The sequence below is a fragment of the Chryseobacterium sp. CG10_8 genome, from assembly GCF_058117085.1.
The window spans coordinates 1-18,920 of the sequence record NZ_JBYVEB010000003.1 but is presented as its reverse complement, the minus strand read 5'-3'; the positions used below and the strand labels follow the sequence as shown (position 1 = coordinate 18,920).

Here is an 18,920-nt window from a genome sequence, read left to right as displayed (position 1 = left end):
AGATAATATATATAGAATTAGTGGTACGCAGATACGCTATCCACTTTCAAAGAATCATTTTTGATAGGTAACACCTCTTTCTTGATAGGTTTATCTTCGATTCTGTGTGTTGCCTTTTCGTATGAATTTTCTAAAACCGATTTTTTACCGAATAGCATTTCCGAATTCACAATTCCAAGATAAATTAATCCTGCAACGGGAATAATAAGTAAGAAAAACCACAAAACAGGACGACTAAATTGATATTCGTTAGCCACCGTTGCTACTTGCTTAGGAGCGGTGATATCTGCGATGCTAACGTTCTCCAAACCATAAAAGTCAGGATTATCAGCCTCGATTCGGCGCCCTACTAATGTTAATTGTCCTTGGTCTAAAACCAGTTTGCCCAATTCCTCAATTTCAAAAGCCTCTCCATTTTGGGTGCCTTTTTTCCACAAATTAACCTGAGAAAAAATCTCTTGTTCTGCATTTTCAAAACTCTGATTACTTTTCTTAGCATAAAATCCTGTAAAATTCTGGCCCTTTTCGTTATCATCGGAACGAAACGAAATCTTTTTGGACGGAGGAATAATACGCTCACCCACGATTTCTGCAGGTGCATTTTCCATCAAAAAAGTACCAAGTCCTTCAACGGAAACTTTTCCTTTGGATAGAAGATATTCAAAAATGAGTGTAGAAATATTCATACTTGGCAAATTTAGTGGTTTTCTACGTGTTGCAAAAAAAACATCAAAAAAAAGACTGCATTTCTGCAACCTTCTTTAATTATTGAGGTATATCATTAGAAAACACTACATAATTAACACCTTTAGAAGTTGTCAAATTCTGTCCAAATACCCCATCATTTATTTAAACATAAAACTTACTCCGAACATGAAATTAGTACCAGCTTGAGCAAAATAAATCGGCCCGTCCCAGACGTAACCATTATTGACATATTTTTTATTGAAAACATTATTCAATAAAAATTTGAAATCCACTCCTACTTTTTTAAAGTTCAGCGAATATTTTGCATTGAAGTCCATTAAATAATACGAAGGCAACTTCAAGTTTTCGGAATCGGCGTTGTCTAAATACTGACTTCCAACGTATTGATTTTGAACTCCTAAACTTAAATTTTTAAGAGGTTGATAATTCAATAAAATATTTCCAATAACATTCGGTGAAAAAGAAATTTTGGTTTTCCCTAAATTTTGAATCTCTCCATTATTTTCTTGTTTGAAATCTAAATTCTTGCTGTCACTCAAAGTAAAATTTCCTGAAACATTCCATTTCTCTGAAAGTTTGGCAACAGCGGAAACTTCAAGACCAGTTCTGAACGATTTCCCCGAATTAGTTCGGATGAATTCGCCTACATTATTGATTTGCCCATTCAGAACCAACTGATTTACGTAGTACATATAGTATAGGTTCGCTCCCAATTGAATTTTCCCAAAAGATTTTTCAACACCTGCTTCAAAATCATGTAATGATTCGGCTTCAGTTTCAGGATTCGCAATCAAGTCATCACGGTTTGGTTCTCGATGTGCGTTAGCGTAGGAAAAGTAAAGCTTCCCTTTCTCGATTTGATAAGAAACGCCTGCTTTTGGATTGAAAAATGTCCAATTCTTATCCAAATTAGCTCCTTCATCATCGCCTTCAGTTAAAATTTTGGCATCATAACCAATGGTTCTCAATTGAAGGTCTCCAAAAATTTCGAATTTATTCAATTTAAAAATTGCTTTTGCAAAACCTGCCATTTCATTTTTTACAGAACGATTTCGATAATATTCGTGATTTTGAATTTGCGGAAAATAGACTCCCGAAACTTCGCCATAATGTCTTCCGTAATATTGATTGGCAACGACTCCGAAATTCAAATCAACAGCATTCAACTTTCCATAAACGGTGGAAATAATTCCATAAAAATCATTATTTAACCATTTTCTTCTGATAAAGTCGGAATATTGCTCACCATTTTGGTCAGCCAAATTATATCTCGCAAACGGGTCGCCTTGTTTGTAATTTTCATAATACCCTTTTCCTTTGGTATAATGTAAAGTGGTTTCGAGATTCCAGTTTTCATTTAAACCTTGATTCCATAACAATTGATAGTGATTCTGTTTGTAGTTATCAGTTTCATTATCATAAAATCCAACAATTTCGCTCCAATCATCACTGTAAATTGCACCAGAATAATTGAATTTTGGATTGGTTTCCCAAGTCGCCTTGTCAATTCCGTTCCATGCTTGATACGTTTTTTCTTTTCCACCAAAAGCTAAGAGTCGAATTTTGGTTTTATTTTCTTCAAAAAGACCCGAAAAATTATACGAATCTAAATCCGAAAAAGCTCGGTCAATATAACCATCCGAATGAATTTTGGTATAACGTCCCATCACAGAAAGTCGATTGTTCCAAAACTTTCCACTTCCAATTTCTGCAGAATATTTATAGGTATTGAACGAGCCATAAGAATTATCTGACTTGACATAAAATTTTTCATCAGGATTTTTGGAAAGAACATTAACACTCGCTCCAAATGCTGAAACACCATTGGAAGACGTTCCAACGCCACGTTGAATAACAATTTGCGATGCTGAACTCGTCAAATCCGGAACATCAACAAAATACGTTCCTTGACTTTCGGAGTCGTTGTAAGGAACACCATTCATCATGACATTAATCCCGTTTCCACCAACACCTCTAATTCGAAATCCTGTGTAACCAACTCCATTTCCTGCATCGGATGTCGAAATGACAGAGGTCTGATTCTTCAACAAAATCGGCAAATCTTGACCGAGATTCTTCCCGTCCAAATCTTTGGAAACATTAATGATTTCTTTGGTTATCGGAAGCCGTTTAATCAATTGCACTTCCTGAATTTTAGATTCTTGAACCGAATCCTGTTTTACCTGTGCAAAAAACACAGCCGGACTTACACAAAGTCCCAAAATAAAAAATCCTTTCATTCTTTTAATTTTAAATTAATTGAATAAAAGGGGCGATAATTAATGTAGCAATTTTTTCAATGTAACAATGTATCAATTCCATTGGTACATTGGAAAATCTTTACATTGGTACATTTTTCAAATTTCCCTAAACAGCATTACCTGTTCCAGGTTCATTGGGTATCATCTCAGCTTTTCACAGCACCCCTTAAATTTCTGGGGCAAAGATATAAAACTTTCTTTAATATTAAGTTTAGGTTAGGATCAGACAAAAACGATTTTCAAAATGACTATTAAAAACAAAAGCCTTTTGTAAAAAATACAAAAGGCAGTTGAAAGCGATTTCATCGCGTGTTTTATTTAATGTGTTTTTTTTATCGTGCTTTATTCTAAGTGCAAAATTAAAGCATCTCGTATTTGCACCACTGTAAAAAACCGACAAAAAAATCCAAACGGGAAAAATTATTTTTTAAGATAATTCCCATTTTGCACCAATTCCGAAAAAAGCTGAAATCTCTCTGAATGTTCCTTTGTAGGTATCGCGTTAAAGAAAAATTTGTAATCTTTATAAAAGTGAGACATATCGTAATATTGATACATGTAAATCAGCGCTTCCATATCTTGATTGTCGGGTTTTAGGAAAATCTCCGAATACAAATAATTGAATCTGACCATTTTTGCATAGTCCTTAATGGTAATTCCAATAACTTTTTTGAAGCATCGTTGCAAATAACGCTCATTCATTTTCAGCTGTTCACATATTTCACCAACTTTAATAATGCCGTTTTTTTGAGCAATCATATTAACAATATCTGTTGCAGGACTATATTCATAATCAATGCCCTGATGAACTTTCTCAAAGAAATCCAATACCAAATTTATCCTTCCTTGCTCATCATCACATTTTAAATACTTTTCTTTAAAATATCCAAAATCTAATCCTAAAAAAAGTCAGCAGATTCGTAAGCAACATTCGTGAATTTTTTCGTGTCCTTTTTAGAGATCTGCCACAACGCATCGGGTTTTAGCGCTGCTCCAATAATACCAGACCATTGATCATCAATAATTAAATCATATCCAGAAAGAGCCTGTCCGACAACATAAAAAGAAGGTAGTGTAAACTCTACTAATTCATTTCTTGTCTTGGAACGAATACTCCAACCACCTTGATAAATAAAACCAACAATCGGAGTTAAAGGCGGCAAAACATACTGGCTCTTCCCCATTTCTTCAGACTGCTCCAACATGTAAAAATATTTTACGAGTTTCTGCAAATGATCCGGCACATTAATCATCTTAAACATAAGCTCAATTTATATTATCATTCATTGTTTTTTTCTTCTTAAAAAAAAGAAACTGACTCTCTCGAAAAAATCTATCAATGTATAGAATCATTCTCAAAATCAAAAATTTACAAAAAAGTACGCCTTTAGATTTTCATGATTCCATAATTCTTCTGTAGACAAAGTTTTTTATACAAATTTAATCTTCTTGAAATTTGAAAACCCGCTCTTTTAAAATTAAATTTTTACTAAGAATCAAAAAAAATCTTGACTTTCTTGACTTCACTATCATTTCTTTTCAATTCTAAACAAAAAAATCGAAAAAAACTATCTTTATCCAAACCAAAAATATTTAAAATTTCGTACTTTTGACCTTCTTATAAAAATACTGTAAAATATTAGCACTATGACTTTTGATATCGACATGATTAAAAAAGTGTACGAGCGTTATCCTGAGAGGATTGAAGCTGCGAGACAAGCAGTTGGAAAGCCGTTGACACTTTCTGAAAAAATTCTTTACGCCCACCTTTGGGAAGGTAATGCCACTCAATCGTATGAAAGAGGAAATTCTTATGTAGATTTCGCTCCAGATAGAGTTGCCATGCAAGATGCTACGGCACAAATGGCGCTTTTGCAATTTATGCAAGCTGGAAAATCCAAAGTTGCTGTTCCTTCAACAGCGCATGCGGACCACTTAATCCAAGCAAGAGTTGGTGCTGAACAAGATTTACAAGAAGGAATTAATAAAAACTCTGAAGTTTTTAACTTCTTAAGTTCTGTTTGTGATAAGTACGGTATCGGGTTCTGGAAACCAGGTGCGGGTATTATTCACCAAGTAGTTTTAGAAAATTATGCTTTCCCTGGTGGAATGATGATCGGGACAGACTCTCACACAGTAAATGCAGGAGGTCTTGGAATGGTTGCCATCGGTGTTGGTGGTGCTGATGCAGTTGACGTAATGGCTGGAATGGCATGGGAACTAAAAATGCCAAAATTAATTGGTGTGAAGTTAACTGGAAAAATGAACGGTTGGACTTCTGCTAAAGATGTTATCCTAAAAGTTGCTGGAATCCTAACTGTAAAAGGTGGAACTGGTTGCATCGTTGAATATTTCGGTGAAGGAGCTCAATCTCTTTCTGCAACTGGAAAAGGAACCATCTGTAACATGGGTGCAGAAATTGGTGCTACAACTTCTACTTTTGGGTATGATGATTCTATGAGAAGATATTTGGCTGCAACTGGAAGACAAGAAGTTGTTGATGCAGCTGATAAAATTGCTGAACATTTAACAGGTGATGCTGAAGTTTATGCAAACCCTGAACAATATTTTGACCAAGTAATCGAAATCGACCTTTCTACATTGTCTCCACATTTGAATGGACCTTTTACTCCAGATTTAGCAACTCCAGTTGCGGAATTCAGATCGAAAGCAGAAGCTAATGGTTGGCCTTTAGAAGTAGAATGGGCTTTAATCGGTTCTTGTACTAACTCTTCATATGAAGATCTTTCAAGAGCAGCTTCGATTGTTGAAGATGCAGTTGCAAAAGGTGTTAAGCCAAAAGCTATCTTAGGAATTAATCCAGGTTCTGAGCAAGTGAAATTCACAGCTGAAAGAGATGGTCTTTTGGATTCTTTCAGAAAATTTCAAAACGCAAGAATCTTTACTAACGCTTGTGGTCCATGTATCGGACAATGGGATAGAGAAGGTTCTGAAAAAGCAGAGAAAAACTCTATCATTCACTCTTTCAACAGAAACTTTGCGAAAAGAGCAGATGGAAACCCAAATACGCACGCTTTCGTAGCTTCTCCGGAAATGGTGGCTGCGGTGGCGATTTCAGGAAGATTAGACTTCAATCCAATTACAGATACTTTAACTAACGAAGCTGGAGAGCAAGTAAAATTAGATGAGCCTAAAGGTTCTGAATTGCCTGCAAGAGGTTTCGCAGTTGATGATAATGGTTATCAAGCTCCTGCTGAAGACGGTTCTGCTGTTGAGGTTAATGTAAGCCATGCTTCTGATAGACTTCAATTGTTAGCAGAATTCCCAGCTTGGGACGGATTGAACATTACTGGTGCTTTTGTTTTAATTAAAGCTTTCGGAAAATGTACAACGGATCATATTTCTATGGCAGGTCCTTGGTTGAAATATAGAGGTCACCTTGACAATATTTCTAACAACATGTTGATTGGTGCTGTTAACGCTTACAACATGGAAACGAACAACGTTAAAAACCAATTAACTGGTGAATACGGTGAAGTTCCTGCTGTACAAAGAGCTTACAAAGCTGCGCAAGTTCCTTCAATAGTTGTTGGTGACGAAAATTACGGTGAAGGTTCTTCAAGAGAGCACGCTGCAATGGAACCAAGATTCTTGGGCGTAAGAGCTGTTTTAGTGAAGTCTTTTGCACGTATCCACGAAACTAACTTGAAGAAACAAGGTATGTTAGCATTAACTTTTGCTGACAAGGCAGATTATGACAAAATCCGTGAGGATGATGTGGTTAACTTCTTAGACCTTGACCAATTTGCTCCAGGAAAACCATTGACAATTGACTTTGTTCACAACGATGGAACTAAAGATACTATTATTGCAAACCACACTTATAACCAAGCTCAAATTGATTGGTTTAACGCTGGTTCTGCTCTCAATTTGATTAAAAGAATGGAAACTACATAAGAATTAATAACGAATTGGGAATTACAAATTGCGCTAAGTATCAGTAATTTCAATTTGGTTAAAAATTTAGATTCTTATTTAAAATAGAAAACCTCATCAAACGATGAGGTTTTCTTGTTATGTTAAACTTAAAGTTTTAGTTGACCGAAATATCCTGAGCTGGTTGATTGGTTTCAGGATTTTTTGGAAGTGTCACTTTCAAAACTCCGTTTTCGTAGTTTGCCGAAATATTTTCAGATAAAACTTTGTTAGTCAATTGGAAAGCTCTTTCAAATGAACTTGCAAAAAACTCTTGATGAACATATTTTCCTTCATCTTTAACTTCAGGAGCTTGATAAGAAATCTTGAGAACGTTGTCTTTTACGGTTGCTTTGAAAAATTGCTTTTCTAAACCTGGTGCAAACAAAAGTAATGTGAAGTTACCCTCGTTTTCGATGATGTTTACAGGTTTGTGATGGCTCATTTTCTGTAAGAACATCTCTTTGAAAGGATGATTTCCTCGTCCAAATCCTTGTTGAAATTTCTTCTCGAATTTGTTTCTGAAATCGTTACTACATTTTCTGAATTGTTCTCTGTTTTGTTCTGTTGTGCGTGTATTAAACATAATTTTTTGATTTTTAAAGATTAATAAATTGGGATAATTGCCGAGTCATTGGAAACACTTTGTCTCACTGGACTTAAAGCTGAATTATCTTGATTAAATTGATCGTTGGAAATGGCAGGTTGATAGTATTCTTGTCGGTCGAAGTATCTTCTTCTTTTTCCTACTGCTTTCGCAATCAGGGTTCCGACTCCCGCAAGAACCAATCCAGCTACAAGAAGTTTGAAAACCATCGCTAAGATAAAAGTAGCGACACCTACTAAAACTGTTATTCCAAGTATTTTTGGTACTATAAATGATGTTCTATCTTTCATTTTTAAAATTTTGTTTGTTAATTGTTAAGGCCTTTTCTACAAAGACGCAAAGATTTATATTTTACTCTAAAATTTTTAGATAAAAAATTATAACCTATTGATAATTAGTAAATAAAAAAGTCAAAGCACTTCACTTTGACCTTTCATTAATAGTATTAATTTGATTTATCTATGAAATAAAATGTATTTTTATTACCACAAAAGAGACAAAAGAATAATCAATGATTTTCAAAATTTTGTTTCCTTTTTCGTGATTTAGATCTAATTTTTGTCTTTTGTTACTTTCGTTGTTTTGAGTACTTTACGGTAGTAGATTCTACTGCTTTTCTAACCAATTTTGAAAACTACTTTTGTACGTTTCTCCAATCGGGATTGGCTGATTATTGATGAAAACTCGGTTGCCTTCGACACTTTCGATTTTATTAAGATTAACAATAAAAGAGCGATGAACACGCATAAAATTTTGAGGTAATATCATTTCTAAATCTTTCAAATTCTCGAGAACAATCCATTCCTCTTTCAAGGTTTTGATATTGACATAATCTCGCAAACCTTCGATGTAGATGATGTCTTGAAACTGTAGTTTAACTTGTTTGCCTTCAGATTTTATGAAGAAAAATTCTTTTTCAGGAAGAGCTGGTTCGGGTTGAATTTCATTTAATTTTAAATCATAAAAACCCTTGACTTTCAAAATGCTTTTATAAAATCTTTCGTAGGAAATCGGTTTCAAAAGATAATCAACCACACCATAATTATAACTTTCCAATGCGAAATCGGAATAAGCGGTTGTCAGAATTACTTTGGTTCGGTTGTTCAGAATTTTAAGAAAATCCATTCCGCTGAGTTCAGGCATTTGGATGTCCAAAAAGATAAGATCGAAAGAAGTTTCTTCAATTTTTTGCAGTCCTTCCAAAGGATTGGTCGTGGAAAATCCACATTCTAAAAAATAGGTTTTAGAAATGTAATCCTCCAAAAGCTGAATTGCAAGTGGTTCGTCTTCAACAATTAAACAACTGAGTTTTTTCAAAATATTATATTTTTCTTTAACCTAATATAACTAAAATTGCGAATGTCATGCTGACGAAGGAAGCATCTCGAAAGATCCTTCACTTCCCTGCGCTATGTTCAGGATGACAAATTCAACAGAGATAATTCCATTCTTAAATTTACTTCATAAAAATGAGAATCATTGGTGATTTTCAACGAATGTTTTTCAGGGTAAAGTAATTCCAATCGCTTCTTGACGTTTTCAATTCCGATTCCCGAAGTATTGTCTTTTTGACTGTTCAAAATTCTATTTTTCTGAATGAAAATCAACTCATTTCCTTCAGTTTTAATTTCAATATTTAAAATATCATTTTTCAAATCTCCATGCTTAAAGGCATTTTCCACAAACGGAATTAAAAGCATTGGTGCGATTTTAAGGTTCGGATTCGAAATCTCTGTTTTAAAATGAATATTTTCAGGATTTTGCAAGCGAAGACTTTCCAAATCGATAAAGTTTTGAATGTATTGCACTTCAGAAGCAATACTTGTAAAATCTTTATCCAGCTCCTTTCCTGAATACCTCAACAAATCGCCCAATTTTTCAATCGCCATCAAAGATTTATCCGATTTTTGATTAACCAAAGAATAAATGTTATTCAGAGTATTAAAAATAAAATGCGGATTGATTTGCGATTTTAAAAGGCTGAGTTCGGCGTCCTTTTTTTGTTTTAATAATACCTTATTCTCTTGCTCCTTTTTAAAAGCATAATCTAAAAACCAAATGAGCGAACTAATAAAAACTGCATTACTTCCCCAATAAAAATTATCGAAAACGTAATAAAAAAATGTTGTTCCTACCTCATAATTCCCATGTCCAACAATATGGGGCAAAGTTACTTCCTCCACTACAAATCTTAAAGCAATAAAAAAGAAAAAGGAAACAAAGAAAGCAAAGATGAATTTCCAAGTTCTCCTTTCTCTCATCACAAAAGGAAGCACAACAAAGTAATTAAAGTAAAACGCAATAAAATTGACTATAAGAAAGGTAATAGATAGATTTATAGAGACTTTTGAACCAGAAAAAGATGCTGCCAAAAATTTATTAAAAATCATGATACCCCAAAAAAGGACATGTAAAAGGATGAGATGCTTTTTCTTCATAACCACAAAAATAAAGGCTTTTGAACTAATCTTCATCACCAATTCTGCAAACACCTCATTTTTATCTACGAACCAATTCATCGGAATAATAGCACGGTTTATAGAATTTACTTCTTGAAGTTCAGACAATTGAGCAGTTTTGCGAAAAATATTATTACAATGAATACTAAAATTTTTTCAGTCTTACTATTGGTGACTACGTTTTGCATCTCGATTGCTCAGAAGAAAAGACCCTCTGACTTTTTCGACTCTCAAAGAGCCAAAATAATGGTTTTTGGAACATTCCATATGGATTATCCCAATTTGGATGCAATAAAAACGGCGGAAAGCGATAAAATTGATGTGCTTTCGCCACAAAAAGCAAAAGAAATGGATGAAATTGTGGCAAGTATTAAAAAATTTAATCCTACCAAAATTGCCATTGAAGCATTCCCAAGCTGGAACGCCAACAAAAAATTCGATGAATACAAGAAGGGAAAATATAAGAACCAAAGAGACGAACGTTTTCAACTCGGAATGCGGATTGCGTCGGAACTCAATTTACCTGAAATTTATAGTGTTGATGCGTCGTCGATTATCAATGATTTGGGTGAAAGATTTGGGAGGACTGACTCATTATATTTTAAAACTTTAACTCAAGATTATGATTTTCTAAGTGATGACGAAATCACCAAGAAATATCTGAATTTTTACAAATCTTCCGAAGCCAAAAATTCCACTTTAAAGGAGATTTTATTGTACATGAATTCTGAAGAATATCATCAATACGATTATGGAGCTTATTTAACAGGAGATTTTAAACTTCGCGAATTTGATGGAGCAGACATGCTCGCTATATATTGGTATGACAGAAATCTGCGAATTTTTAGAAACCTACAACGTATTACAACAAACAAACAAGACAGAATCTTGGTCATTATGGGAAACTCGCATGCAGCAGTTTTGAGACACCTAATCAACTCTTCTCCAGAATATGAATGGGTTGAAGTTTCTGATTATCTAACAAAATAATTAACTCACCAATCCTAAATCTATTTTAAAATTTATTAGCCAATCATTCTGATAAATACACAAAAAAAGGGTAAGAATGATTTCTTACCCTTTATATATTTTAGTCCCTCCTACCAAGAATCTCAATTTTTGCTCTTTTGGTTACGGCAACCATTCCCTTGGAATCGTATTCAAATTCTATATATTTAACCTTATCGTTTTTGTCAGGGACCCCATAAGAGGCAGAAGACATTCCGTTAGTTAGGACACCAATCGCTTTTGCGTCATATTTTTTAGATTTACCATTATCCATCACAATGGTAACGCTGTATAATTTCAAAGTTCCTTGGACACATTTGATTTTCACTTTGTCGATATCCCTTTCATTGCCGACCAAAGTCACTTTGTCTTTATCGCTTTTGAAGCCAACATTTTTTTCCGCTAATTTAGTCCAGCCTTTGTCTTGGGCTACAACACTTAAAGAAAACAAGAACACAAAGAATAAAACAACTCTTTTCATATTTAATAGTTTTTTTTGTTAATACTCAAATGTAATAAAAATAGCTATAAGACCCTGATAATTAGAAATAATTTTTATCATATAAGCAACATCGACGATAAAAAAAACCAATAATAGTCGACAATCTCAGTTCGACAATATTTACCAAAACGCTTGTAACAAAACACCAAAAATCAAGTCTAATTAACCAGACAAAATGATATGAACAAAAACAGACTAATTTTATTAGCATTAGCGCTTAATCCAATATTTTACTTTTCTCAAGAAAACAATACTAAAACCGAGTCCAAAGAGAAAAAAATTGAAGAGGTTACGATAACCAAAGTTAAAAAAGCTGTTGAACAAAAAGCCGACAGAACAATTTTCGACTTTTCCGAACAACCTCATCTCAATAACGGAACATTGATGGAAGGAGTAAAAAAACTTCCAGGACTTATTGTTTCCGATGTTGCAGGGATGATGTATCAAGGTAAAATGTTGGATGTCTATATGGACGGACGACCTTTAGGGATTAGCGGAAATCAGTTACAAGCATTTTTAGAAGGAATGCCAGCTAACTCTGTTGAGAAAGTAGAAATCATCACTCAACCAGGTGCAGAATTTCCAGCAACTTCAGGTGGTGCTATTATCAATATTATTACCAATAGAAATGCTAAAAAATATCTTTCTGCGACTTACACGGGGAGATATGCGTTCACCAATTACGACAAATTCAGAAACAGATTCAACAATTCAATTTTACTGAATGCCAAAAACAAACTTTTCGGATGGCAATTAAATGTTGGACAAAACTATCGTGAAAACTTCCAAAGAAGTGAAATCGACGATATTACCGGCACCTATTCTGATAGAGTACAAAGAGGATATTTTGTAAAAACGGCGCTGACTTTTGACCTTGGCCAAGACCGTTTATTAGCCAATTATGATTGGAATTACAATAATAATGATGCACAAACAGAAAGTTTTGGTTTCCGAGCCTTCAGAAACGGTATCGATCCTAACTACACTTACGACCTCCAAGACTACACCACAAAAGATTTTGGAAAAACGCTCAATTCCAGAAATGACGCCAGTATCACTTATCAGAAAAAATTTGACGACCCTAATAAAAAACTGAATTTCCAAGGGTCTTTTAATCGATATACTTCCGACTACGACCAATCTGGAAATGCTTATTTCCCAAGCTCGACCATTAGCTCCGATTTCGAAACAGGATCGGAACAAAATACAATTCAGTTCAAAACTGATTATTCGCAGCCGGTAAAGATTCTTGATGAGGGAAAAATTTCGCTAGGAGGTCTCTACGAGAATGTCAATTTCAATACAGAATCCGAATCCATTACCAATCTCAAATATCAAAGAGAAACTGCCAGTTTTTATGCAGAAGCACAAGCAAAACTGAAAAAATTGGATTTCATCTTAGGATTTCGAGCAGAAAACTACGATATCGACGGAAAGGTTTTGGATAATGATACAGGGTTGCTTACCAAAGATCTAACAGCATTTAACAAATTCAAGATTTTTCCAAATGCAAGCATTCAGTATAACTTTATGAAGCAAGTGTATTTCGCACTTAATTACAATAAAAAAATTCAGTTGCCAAGTATTTCGTCACTCAATCCTAATAACACCAATTATCAAAACCCTAACATCGGATTTGGAGGTAACCCCTTCCTACAACCCACCATTTATGATAATTTCGAAGTCAAAATTAGCGCTTTCGATTACGCATTTATTGGCTATAATGTGAGTTTTGCAGAAAATCAATCAGTACAAGTTGCGGATAAAGTTTATTTCTTTCCAGAACAACCAGTTATTGACGGAAGAGAAGCTTATGGCGTAAGGAATGGATTTATCAATATCTCACAAATGAAAATCCATAATTTCAATGTGGGTCTTCCGCTACCATTGATGCTTTTCACCAAAGGTCTGAAGGAGACCATGAGTTTCAATTTCAATCCAGACAAAATCAATTTCTTATACCTATACACTGGCTATCAATTGCATGAACTACCAGATTTGAAAAGTGATGGATTTTGGATTTTCAATATTATGGCGCAAATTATCTTACCAAAAGATATCAAGTTGGTTGCCAATTACAACACAATGACCAAAGGTAATTATTACTACTATCATATGGAGAAACCTTGGTTTAATAGCGTTGACCTTACTGCAACCAAAAAATTTATGGGAGATCGATTGACGGTTTCTGTTTTTGCTAACGACATCTTCAGAATGAACAGAAATGCAGTGACTTCTTTATACAATAACTCTAATATTTTCTTGGGAAATCGTTTTGATGGACAAAATTTTGGACTTTCCGTCAATTATAAAATCCCTACCAAAAACAAGTTAGCGAAAGAAGACCCTAATCTTTTGAATCAAGAGAAAAAGAATGATGGAGGAATGTTGCAACAAGGGCAATAGATTTCTATATTAGCAAAAAAAACTATGAAGGCAGCCCTCGACAAAAAAAACATCCAAATTCTTGAAATCCTTCAACAAGACTCAACATTGTCGGTCAAGGAAATAGCAAAAAGGATTAATCTGACTTTTACACCTACGTATGAGAGGATTAAACAAATGGAACAAGCCGGAATTATCAAAAAATATGTGGCTTTGGTAGAACGTTCCAAAGTCGGTTTGGGAATTGCGGCTTATTGTAATATTACCTTGAAAGAGCAATCCAAAGATGCATTGGTGAGATTCGAAAAGGAAATTATGAACATCCCTGAAATTGTGGAATTAATGTCCGTTTCGGGAACTTATGATTATATGTTGAAAATTATTTCTTCGGATATCAATTCGTATAACAATTTTATCATCGACACACTTTCTAATATTCCGAATATTGGTCAGTATCACAGTTCGATTGTCATGGCAGAAGTTAAAAAAGAAACGGCCTATAAAATTCCACTATCGGAATAGAAAATATAGTTTAACAAAAACGCTTTCAGAATAACTGAAAGCGTTTTTTATTATTTAATTTTCTCTTTAATAGAATTAAATTTCTCTTTAATCTCTTGATTACAAAGATTTCCAATGCTTCCTTCGTGCGAATGCGACACTACAGTTGAGGTTTCAAAACGTCCTTCTTCGATGTCTATTCCGACTTTTTTGTAAGCTTCACGAAATGACATCCCATTCAGAACCAAACGATTAACTTCTTCCACGGAAAAAAGATAATGATATTTTTCATCTTCTAAAATTTGGTCTTTAACGATAATATTTTGCAACATGAAGGTCATCATTTCCAGACAATGTTTTAGGCTTTCAATTTTTGGGAAAAGGCATTCCTTCGTCAATTGCCATTCTCTATGATAACCCGAAGGAAGATTATTAATCAACAACATCAACTCATTGGGTAAAGCTTGGATAATATTGCACTTCCCTCGAATCAATTCGAAAACATCAGGATTCTTTTTGTGTGGCATAATGCTACTTCCTGTCGTTAACTCATCAGGAAAGCTGATAAATCCAAAATTTTGGTTCATGTAAAGGCAAATATCGTAAGACAATTTGCTCAATGTCGCCGCCAAATTCGCCATCGCCATTGCCAAAATTTTCTCGAATTTTCCTCTTGTCATTTGAGCATAAACGACATTGTAATTCATGCTTTCAAAACCTAACTTTTCCGTGGTAAAAGTTCTGTCCAAAGGAAATGAAGAACCATAGCCAGCTCCAGAACCTAAAGGGTTTTTATTTACCACATTGTAAGCTGCCAAAAGCACTTCCATATCATCATTCAAGGATTCTGCATAAGCGCCGAACCAAAGTCCAAACGATGAAGGCATCGCAATTTGCAAATGCGTGTAACCAGGTAGTAATTGATTTTTATGTTTTTCGGATTGGGTTTGAAGTTCATGAAAAAGGTCTTCTGTTAAATCAGAAATTTTGATAATCTCTTTCTTTAGAAAAAGTTTCAAGTCCACCAAAACTTGGTCGTTGCGAGACCTTCCACTGTGAATTTTTTTTCCGATTTCACCCAACTTTTTAGTGAGAAGAAATTCGATTTGAGAATGGACGTCTTCGATACCTTCTTCAATCACAAAGCGCCCTTCCTCAATTTCATTTTTAATTAAATTTAATTCAAACTTTAGTTTCAAAAATTCGTCTTCGGTTAAAAGTCCAATTTTAGAAAGCATTTCCGCATGAGCGAGATTTCCATCTACATCAGATTCCGCCAAAACTAAATCAAAATCACGGTCGTTTCCTACCGTAAATTTCTCGATTTTTTCTGCGACACTTCCCGATTGGGTATTATCTTTTTGCCAAAGTTTCATTTTTATATTTTTTTAAACCACAAAAGTCGCAAAAGCTTTTGTTATCAGATTATTCTTAGGTGTAAAACATTAAGAGATTTAGCTTAATATTCTTTATTAAAATCAATTTATTGATTTCTTAAAAAATGACTTTATAATTCACTTATTGTCTTAATGTTAAATCTGAATAAACAAAGTTTATTCTAATTAAGACCATTTAGAAGTCGCAACAACTTCAATTCTGTTTTTTTTAAACGATTTTCTCTAAAGTTTTGATGTAGATTTCAATTCCTTCTTTGATTTCATGAAGGTAAATAAATTCGTCTGCGCTATGCGAACGTGTCGAAAGTCCAGGTCCCATTTTCAACGAAGGAAACGGAATTACCGCTTGGTCAGAAGTTGTTGGAGAACCGTATGTTTTTCTACCTAACTCAATTCCCGCTAAAACAAATGGATGTGTTTCTTCAATTTTGGAAGGATTTAGTTTTACAGAACGAGGCGTTACTTCGGACTTAACGTGATTTTCAATAATTTTCAAAACTTCCAAATTATTGTATTGGTCATTCACTCGAACATCTACCGTAAAATGGCATCGGTCAGGAACTGCATTATGTTGCGAGCCCGCATTGATAACTGAAACCGTCATTTTTACTCCTCCCAAAAATTTGGATTTTTTTGGAAATTCATACGTTCGGAACCAATTGATGTCTTTTAAAGCGTTGTAAATTGCATTGTCATCGTTAGGATGCGCTGCGTGAGAAGGCGTTCCTTTTGCAACACAATCCAAAACCAAAAGGCCTTTTTCAGCAATGGCTAAATGCATTTCGGTTGGTTCACCAACAATCGCAAAACCAATTTCACCCAACCTTGGAACAATGCATTCGATGCCGTTTTCACCTGAAATTTCTTCTTCAGCTGTTGCCGTGAAAAAGAAATTATAAGCCAAATCTTTTTTGTCATAAAAATAAAGAAACGTCGCCAATAAAGAAACCAAAGCTCCTCCCGCATCATTACTTCCCAAACCGAATAATCTCCCCTCTTTTTCAATCGGAGAAAATGGGTCCAAAGTATAAGACTTGTTCGGCAAAACCGTATCCAGGTGAGAATTCAATAAAATCACAGGTTTGGATTCGTCATAATGTAAATTTTGCGCCCAAATATTATTGAGTTTGCGTTCAGCTTTGATGCCTTTTTCTCTCAAAAATTTTTGAACAATATCCGCCGCTTTGTCCTCTTCTTTGCTAAAAGATTGTGTTGAAATCAATGTTTTGAGGAGTGATAAAGCTTCCTCGTAAAGTTCTTCAATTTTATTTTGAAACTCTTGTTCCATTCGTTTTGTTTTCGTTAATCGTTTGTAAAATATAGGTTTCCTGTAAAATAAACACATTTTCCACTCCGTTTTCGATGGCGGATAAAGCATTTTCTAATTTTGGAATCATGCCTTTGCTGATGATTCCTTGTTTTTTTAAATCTTCGAATTTCTCGAAATTAATCTCAGAAATCACCGAATCTTTATCTTCCCAACTTTGCAAGACCCCTTTTTCTTCGAAGCAAAAATACAGACTTGTCTTGAAAATTTTGCTCATCGCAACGGCAATCGAAGAAGCCAAAGTATCTGCATTGGTATTAAGAAGTTTACCATTCCCATCGTGCGTAATTGCACAAAAAACGGGCGTGATTTGAGATTTAATTAAAGATTCAATTTGATTTTTATTGATGCTTTCATCAAAAATATCACCTACAAATCCAAAATCCACATCTTTAACTTCTCTTTTTTTAGTTTTAATTAAATTAAAATCCACACCTGAAACGCCAACATAATTCCCTCCATTTTTTTGAAGTTGTGCTACGATTTTTTTGTTAATTAATCCCGCGTAAACCATTGTTACCACATCCAAAGTTTCGGCATCGGTTACTCGTCTTCCGTTGACCATTTCTTGTGAAATATCTAATTTTTTCGCCAAGTCCGTTGCCAATTTTCCACCACCGTGAATCAAGATTTTGTAACCTTCAATGGCTGAAAAATCGTTCAAGAAAGCATTCAGTTTTTCTGGGAAATCGATGACGTTACCGCCGATTTTGATGATGTGGAGTTGTTGCATATTTATTCATTTTTGTCATTGCGAGGAAGAATGACGAAGCAATCCCCTTCTAAGTATAGATTGCCGCGCTTCACTTCGTTACGCTCGCAATGACAGATTACGGATAATTCTTTAAAATTTCACTCAAAACATATTGCATCGAATACGTTCTGTTGTTGGCTTCCTCATAAATCAGGGAATGATGGTCGAGGATTTCGTCCGCAACTTCCACATTTCTACGAACAGGAAGACAATGCATTACTTTTCCATTATTCGTCAGCTTCATTTTTTCTTCGCTCAACAACCAATCACCTTCAACTTCAGGAGTTTGACCATAATCTTCAAAGGAAGACCAATTCTTAACGTAAACAAAATCAGCATCTTTTAATGCTTCATCCTGATTATGATAAACAGGGACATCTTTTGTGAAATTTTTGTCCAAATCGTATCCTTTTGGATTCGCAATCACAAAATCAGCATCTAATTCTTGCACCCATTCTGCAAAAGAATTTCCAACAGCATGTGCAATTGGCTTGATGTGTGGCGCCCAAGTTAAAACAATTTTAGGTTTGCGATGTTCGCTGAGCTTGTCGAAGTGCCAATTTTCTTTGATGGTCAACATATCCGCAAAACTTTGTAACGGATGTCTCGTCGCCGACTCCAAAGAAACTACAGGAACGGTTGCATATTTTGTAAACTGAGTGATAACTTTTTCGTTGACATCATCTTCTTTGTTTTTGAAATCCGCAAAACAACGGATTCCGATGATATCACAGTATTCGCTCAAAACTCTCGCGGCGTCCTTGATATGTTCAACAGTAGTACCATCCATTACAGCATTTTCGCCAAATTCCCAAGTCCAAGAATCTTGTCCTGCATTGATGACGATACAGTTCATTCCCAAATTTTGAGCGGCTTTCTGAGAACTGATTCGGGTTCTCAAACTTGGATTCAAGAACACCAAACCTAAGGTTTTATTTTTGCCTAAATCTTGCTCTGCAAATGGATTTTTTTTGATTTCCAATGCTTTTGAAATTGCAGATTCAAGGTTGCCGATATCGTTGACTGTTATAAAATTTTTCATTTTTTATTGTTTTAACCACAAAAGTTTTTTTGA

At 34.6% G+C, this 18,920-nt stretch carries 17 protein-coding genes; 4 read left to right on the top strand and 13 right to left on the bottom strand.

Going from position 1 to position 18,920, the window contains the following annotated elements:
- Positions 1–17: 17 nt before the first annotated feature.
- The 4 genes from AC4AGG_RS00975 to AC4AGG_RS00960 all read right to left on the bottom strand — a co-directional run bounded on the left by AC4AGG_RS00975 (position 18) and on the right by AC4AGG_RS00960 (position 4,222).
- Positions 18–686 carry a hypothetical protein gene (locus AC4AGG_RS00975; protein ID WP_489770098.1) on the bottom strand — a complete coding sequence of 223 codons (669 nt, stop codon included), beginning with the start codon at positions 684–686 and terminating at the stop codon, positions 18–20.
- 159 nt (positions 687–845) lie between these two features.
- Complete coding sequence (locus tag AC4AGG_RS00970) at positions 846–2,948, bottom strand: TonB-dependent receptor (protein WP_489770097.1); 2,103 nt, start codon at positions 2,946–2,948, stop codon at positions 846–848.
- Positions 2,949–3,389: 441 nt separating this feature from the next.
- Positions 3,390–3,797, bottom strand: coding sequence for a helix-turn-helix domain-containing protein (locus AC4AGG_RS00965; RefSeq protein ID WP_489770096.1), 408 nt, complete (start codon positions 3,795–3,797; stop codon positions 3,390–3,392).
- A 71-nt stretch (positions 3,798–3,868) separates the two neighbouring features.
- The gene (locus AC4AGG_RS00960; RefSeq protein ID WP_489770161.1) at positions 3,869–4,222 is read right to left on the bottom strand and encodes a DUF6597 domain-containing transcriptional factor; all 354 of its coding nucleotides are present in this window, start codon (positions 4,220–4,222) and stop codon (positions 3,869–3,871) included.
- 394 nt (positions 4,223–4,616) lie between these two features.
- On the opposite strand from AC4AGG_RS00960, the gene AC4AGG_RS00955 reads away from it, so the two are divergent.
- Positions 4,617–6,887, top strand: coding sequence for an aconitate hydratase (locus AC4AGG_RS00955; protein ID WP_489770095.1), 2,271 nt, complete (start codon positions 4,617–4,619; stop codon positions 6,885–6,887).
- Between the two features lie 136 nt (positions 6,888–7,023).
- On the opposite strand, the gene AC4AGG_RS00950 is transcribed toward AC4AGG_RS00955, so the two are convergent.
- From AC4AGG_RS00950 to AC4AGG_RS00935, 4 genes are all read right to left on the bottom strand, one after another.
- Positions 7,024–7,491 (bottom strand): Hsp20/alpha crystallin family protein, encoded by a 468-nt coding sequence (locus tag AC4AGG_RS00950; protein WP_489770094.1) that lies wholly within the window; start codon positions 7,489–7,491, stop codon positions 7,024–7,026.
- Between the two features lie 20 nt (positions 7,492–7,511).
- Positions 7,512–7,802 carry a hypothetical protein gene (locus AC4AGG_RS00945; RefSeq protein ID WP_489770093.1) on the bottom strand — a complete coding sequence of 97 codons (291 nt, stop codon included), beginning with the start codon at positions 7,800–7,802 and terminating at the stop codon, positions 7,512–7,514.
- A gap of 316 nt (positions 7,803–8,118) precedes the next feature.
- Entirely contained in the window at positions 8,119–8,829 is a 711-nt protein-coding gene (locus AC4AGG_RS00940) for a LytR/AlgR family response regulator transcription factor (RefSeq protein WP_489770092.1), read from the bottom strand.
- 98 nt (positions 8,830–8,927) lie between these two features.
- Entirely contained in the window at positions 8,928–10,079 is a 1,152-nt protein-coding gene (locus AC4AGG_RS00935) for a sensor histidine kinase (RefSeq protein ID WP_489770091.1), read from the bottom strand.
- A 30-nt stretch (positions 10,080–10,109) separates the two neighbouring features.
- Here AC4AGG_RS00935 and AC4AGG_RS00930 point away from each other — a divergent pair, with 30 nt between their 5' ends.
- A complete protein-coding gene (locus AC4AGG_RS00930; protein WP_489770090.1) occupies positions 10,110–10,961 on the top strand; it encodes a DUF5694 domain-containing protein in 852 nt (283 codons plus the stop codon).
- A 100-nt stretch (positions 10,962–11,061) separates the two neighbouring features.
- On the opposite strand, the gene AC4AGG_RS00925 is transcribed toward AC4AGG_RS00930, so the two are convergent.
- Entirely contained in the window at positions 11,062–11,460 is a 399-nt protein-coding gene (locus AC4AGG_RS00925; protein WP_489770089.1) for a DUF2541 family protein, read from the bottom strand.
- Between the two features lie 201 nt (positions 11,461–11,661).
- Between AC4AGG_RS00925 and AC4AGG_RS00920 the strand changes: the two genes are divergently transcribed.
- Both AC4AGG_RS00920 and AC4AGG_RS00915 read left to right on the top strand, forming a co-directional pair.
- Positions 11,662–13,887, top strand: a complete 2,226-nt coding sequence (locus AC4AGG_RS00920; RefSeq protein WP_489770088.1) for a TonB-dependent receptor domain-containing protein — start codon at positions 11,662–11,664, stop codon at positions 13,885–13,887.
- A gap of 24 nt (positions 13,888–13,911) precedes the next feature.
- Positions 13,912–14,388 (top strand): Lrp/AsnC family transcriptional regulator, encoded by a 477-nt coding sequence (locus tag AC4AGG_RS00915; protein ID WP_489770087.1) that lies wholly within the window; start codon positions 13,912–13,914, stop codon positions 14,386–14,388.
- A gap of 50 nt (positions 14,389–14,438) precedes the next feature.
- Here AC4AGG_RS00915 and argH read toward each other — a convergent pair whose 3' ends face one another.
- The 4 genes from argH to AC4AGG_RS00895 all read right to left on the bottom strand — a co-directional run bounded on the left by argH (position 14,439) and on the right by AC4AGG_RS00895 (position 18,887).
- Positions 14,439–15,743: an argininosuccinate lyase gene (gene argH, locus AC4AGG_RS00910; protein WP_489770086.1), complete on the bottom strand. Its 1,305-nt coding sequence runs from the start codon at positions 15,741–15,743 to the stop codon at positions 14,439–14,441.
- 229 nt (positions 15,744–15,972) lie between these two features.
- Positions 15,973–17,052 (bottom strand): M20 family metallo-hydrolase, encoded by a 1,080-nt coding sequence (locus AC4AGG_RS00905; protein ID WP_489770085.1) that lies wholly within the window; start codon positions 17,050–17,052, stop codon positions 15,973–15,975.
- The gene (gene argB, locus AC4AGG_RS00900) at positions 17,030–17,824 is read right to left on the bottom strand and encodes an acetylglutamate kinase (protein ID WP_489770084.1); all 795 of its coding nucleotides are present in this window, start codon (positions 17,822–17,824) and stop codon (positions 17,030–17,032) included. Before argB ends, AC4AGG_RS00905 begins: the two co-directional genes overlap by 23 nt.
- A gap of 97 nt (positions 17,825–17,921) precedes the next feature.
- Positions 17,922–18,887, bottom strand: coding sequence for an N-acetylornithine carbamoyltransferase (locus AC4AGG_RS00895; protein ID WP_489770083.1), 966 nt, complete (start codon positions 18,885–18,887; stop codon positions 17,922–17,924).
- Positions 18,888–18,920: the final 33 nt, after the last annotated feature.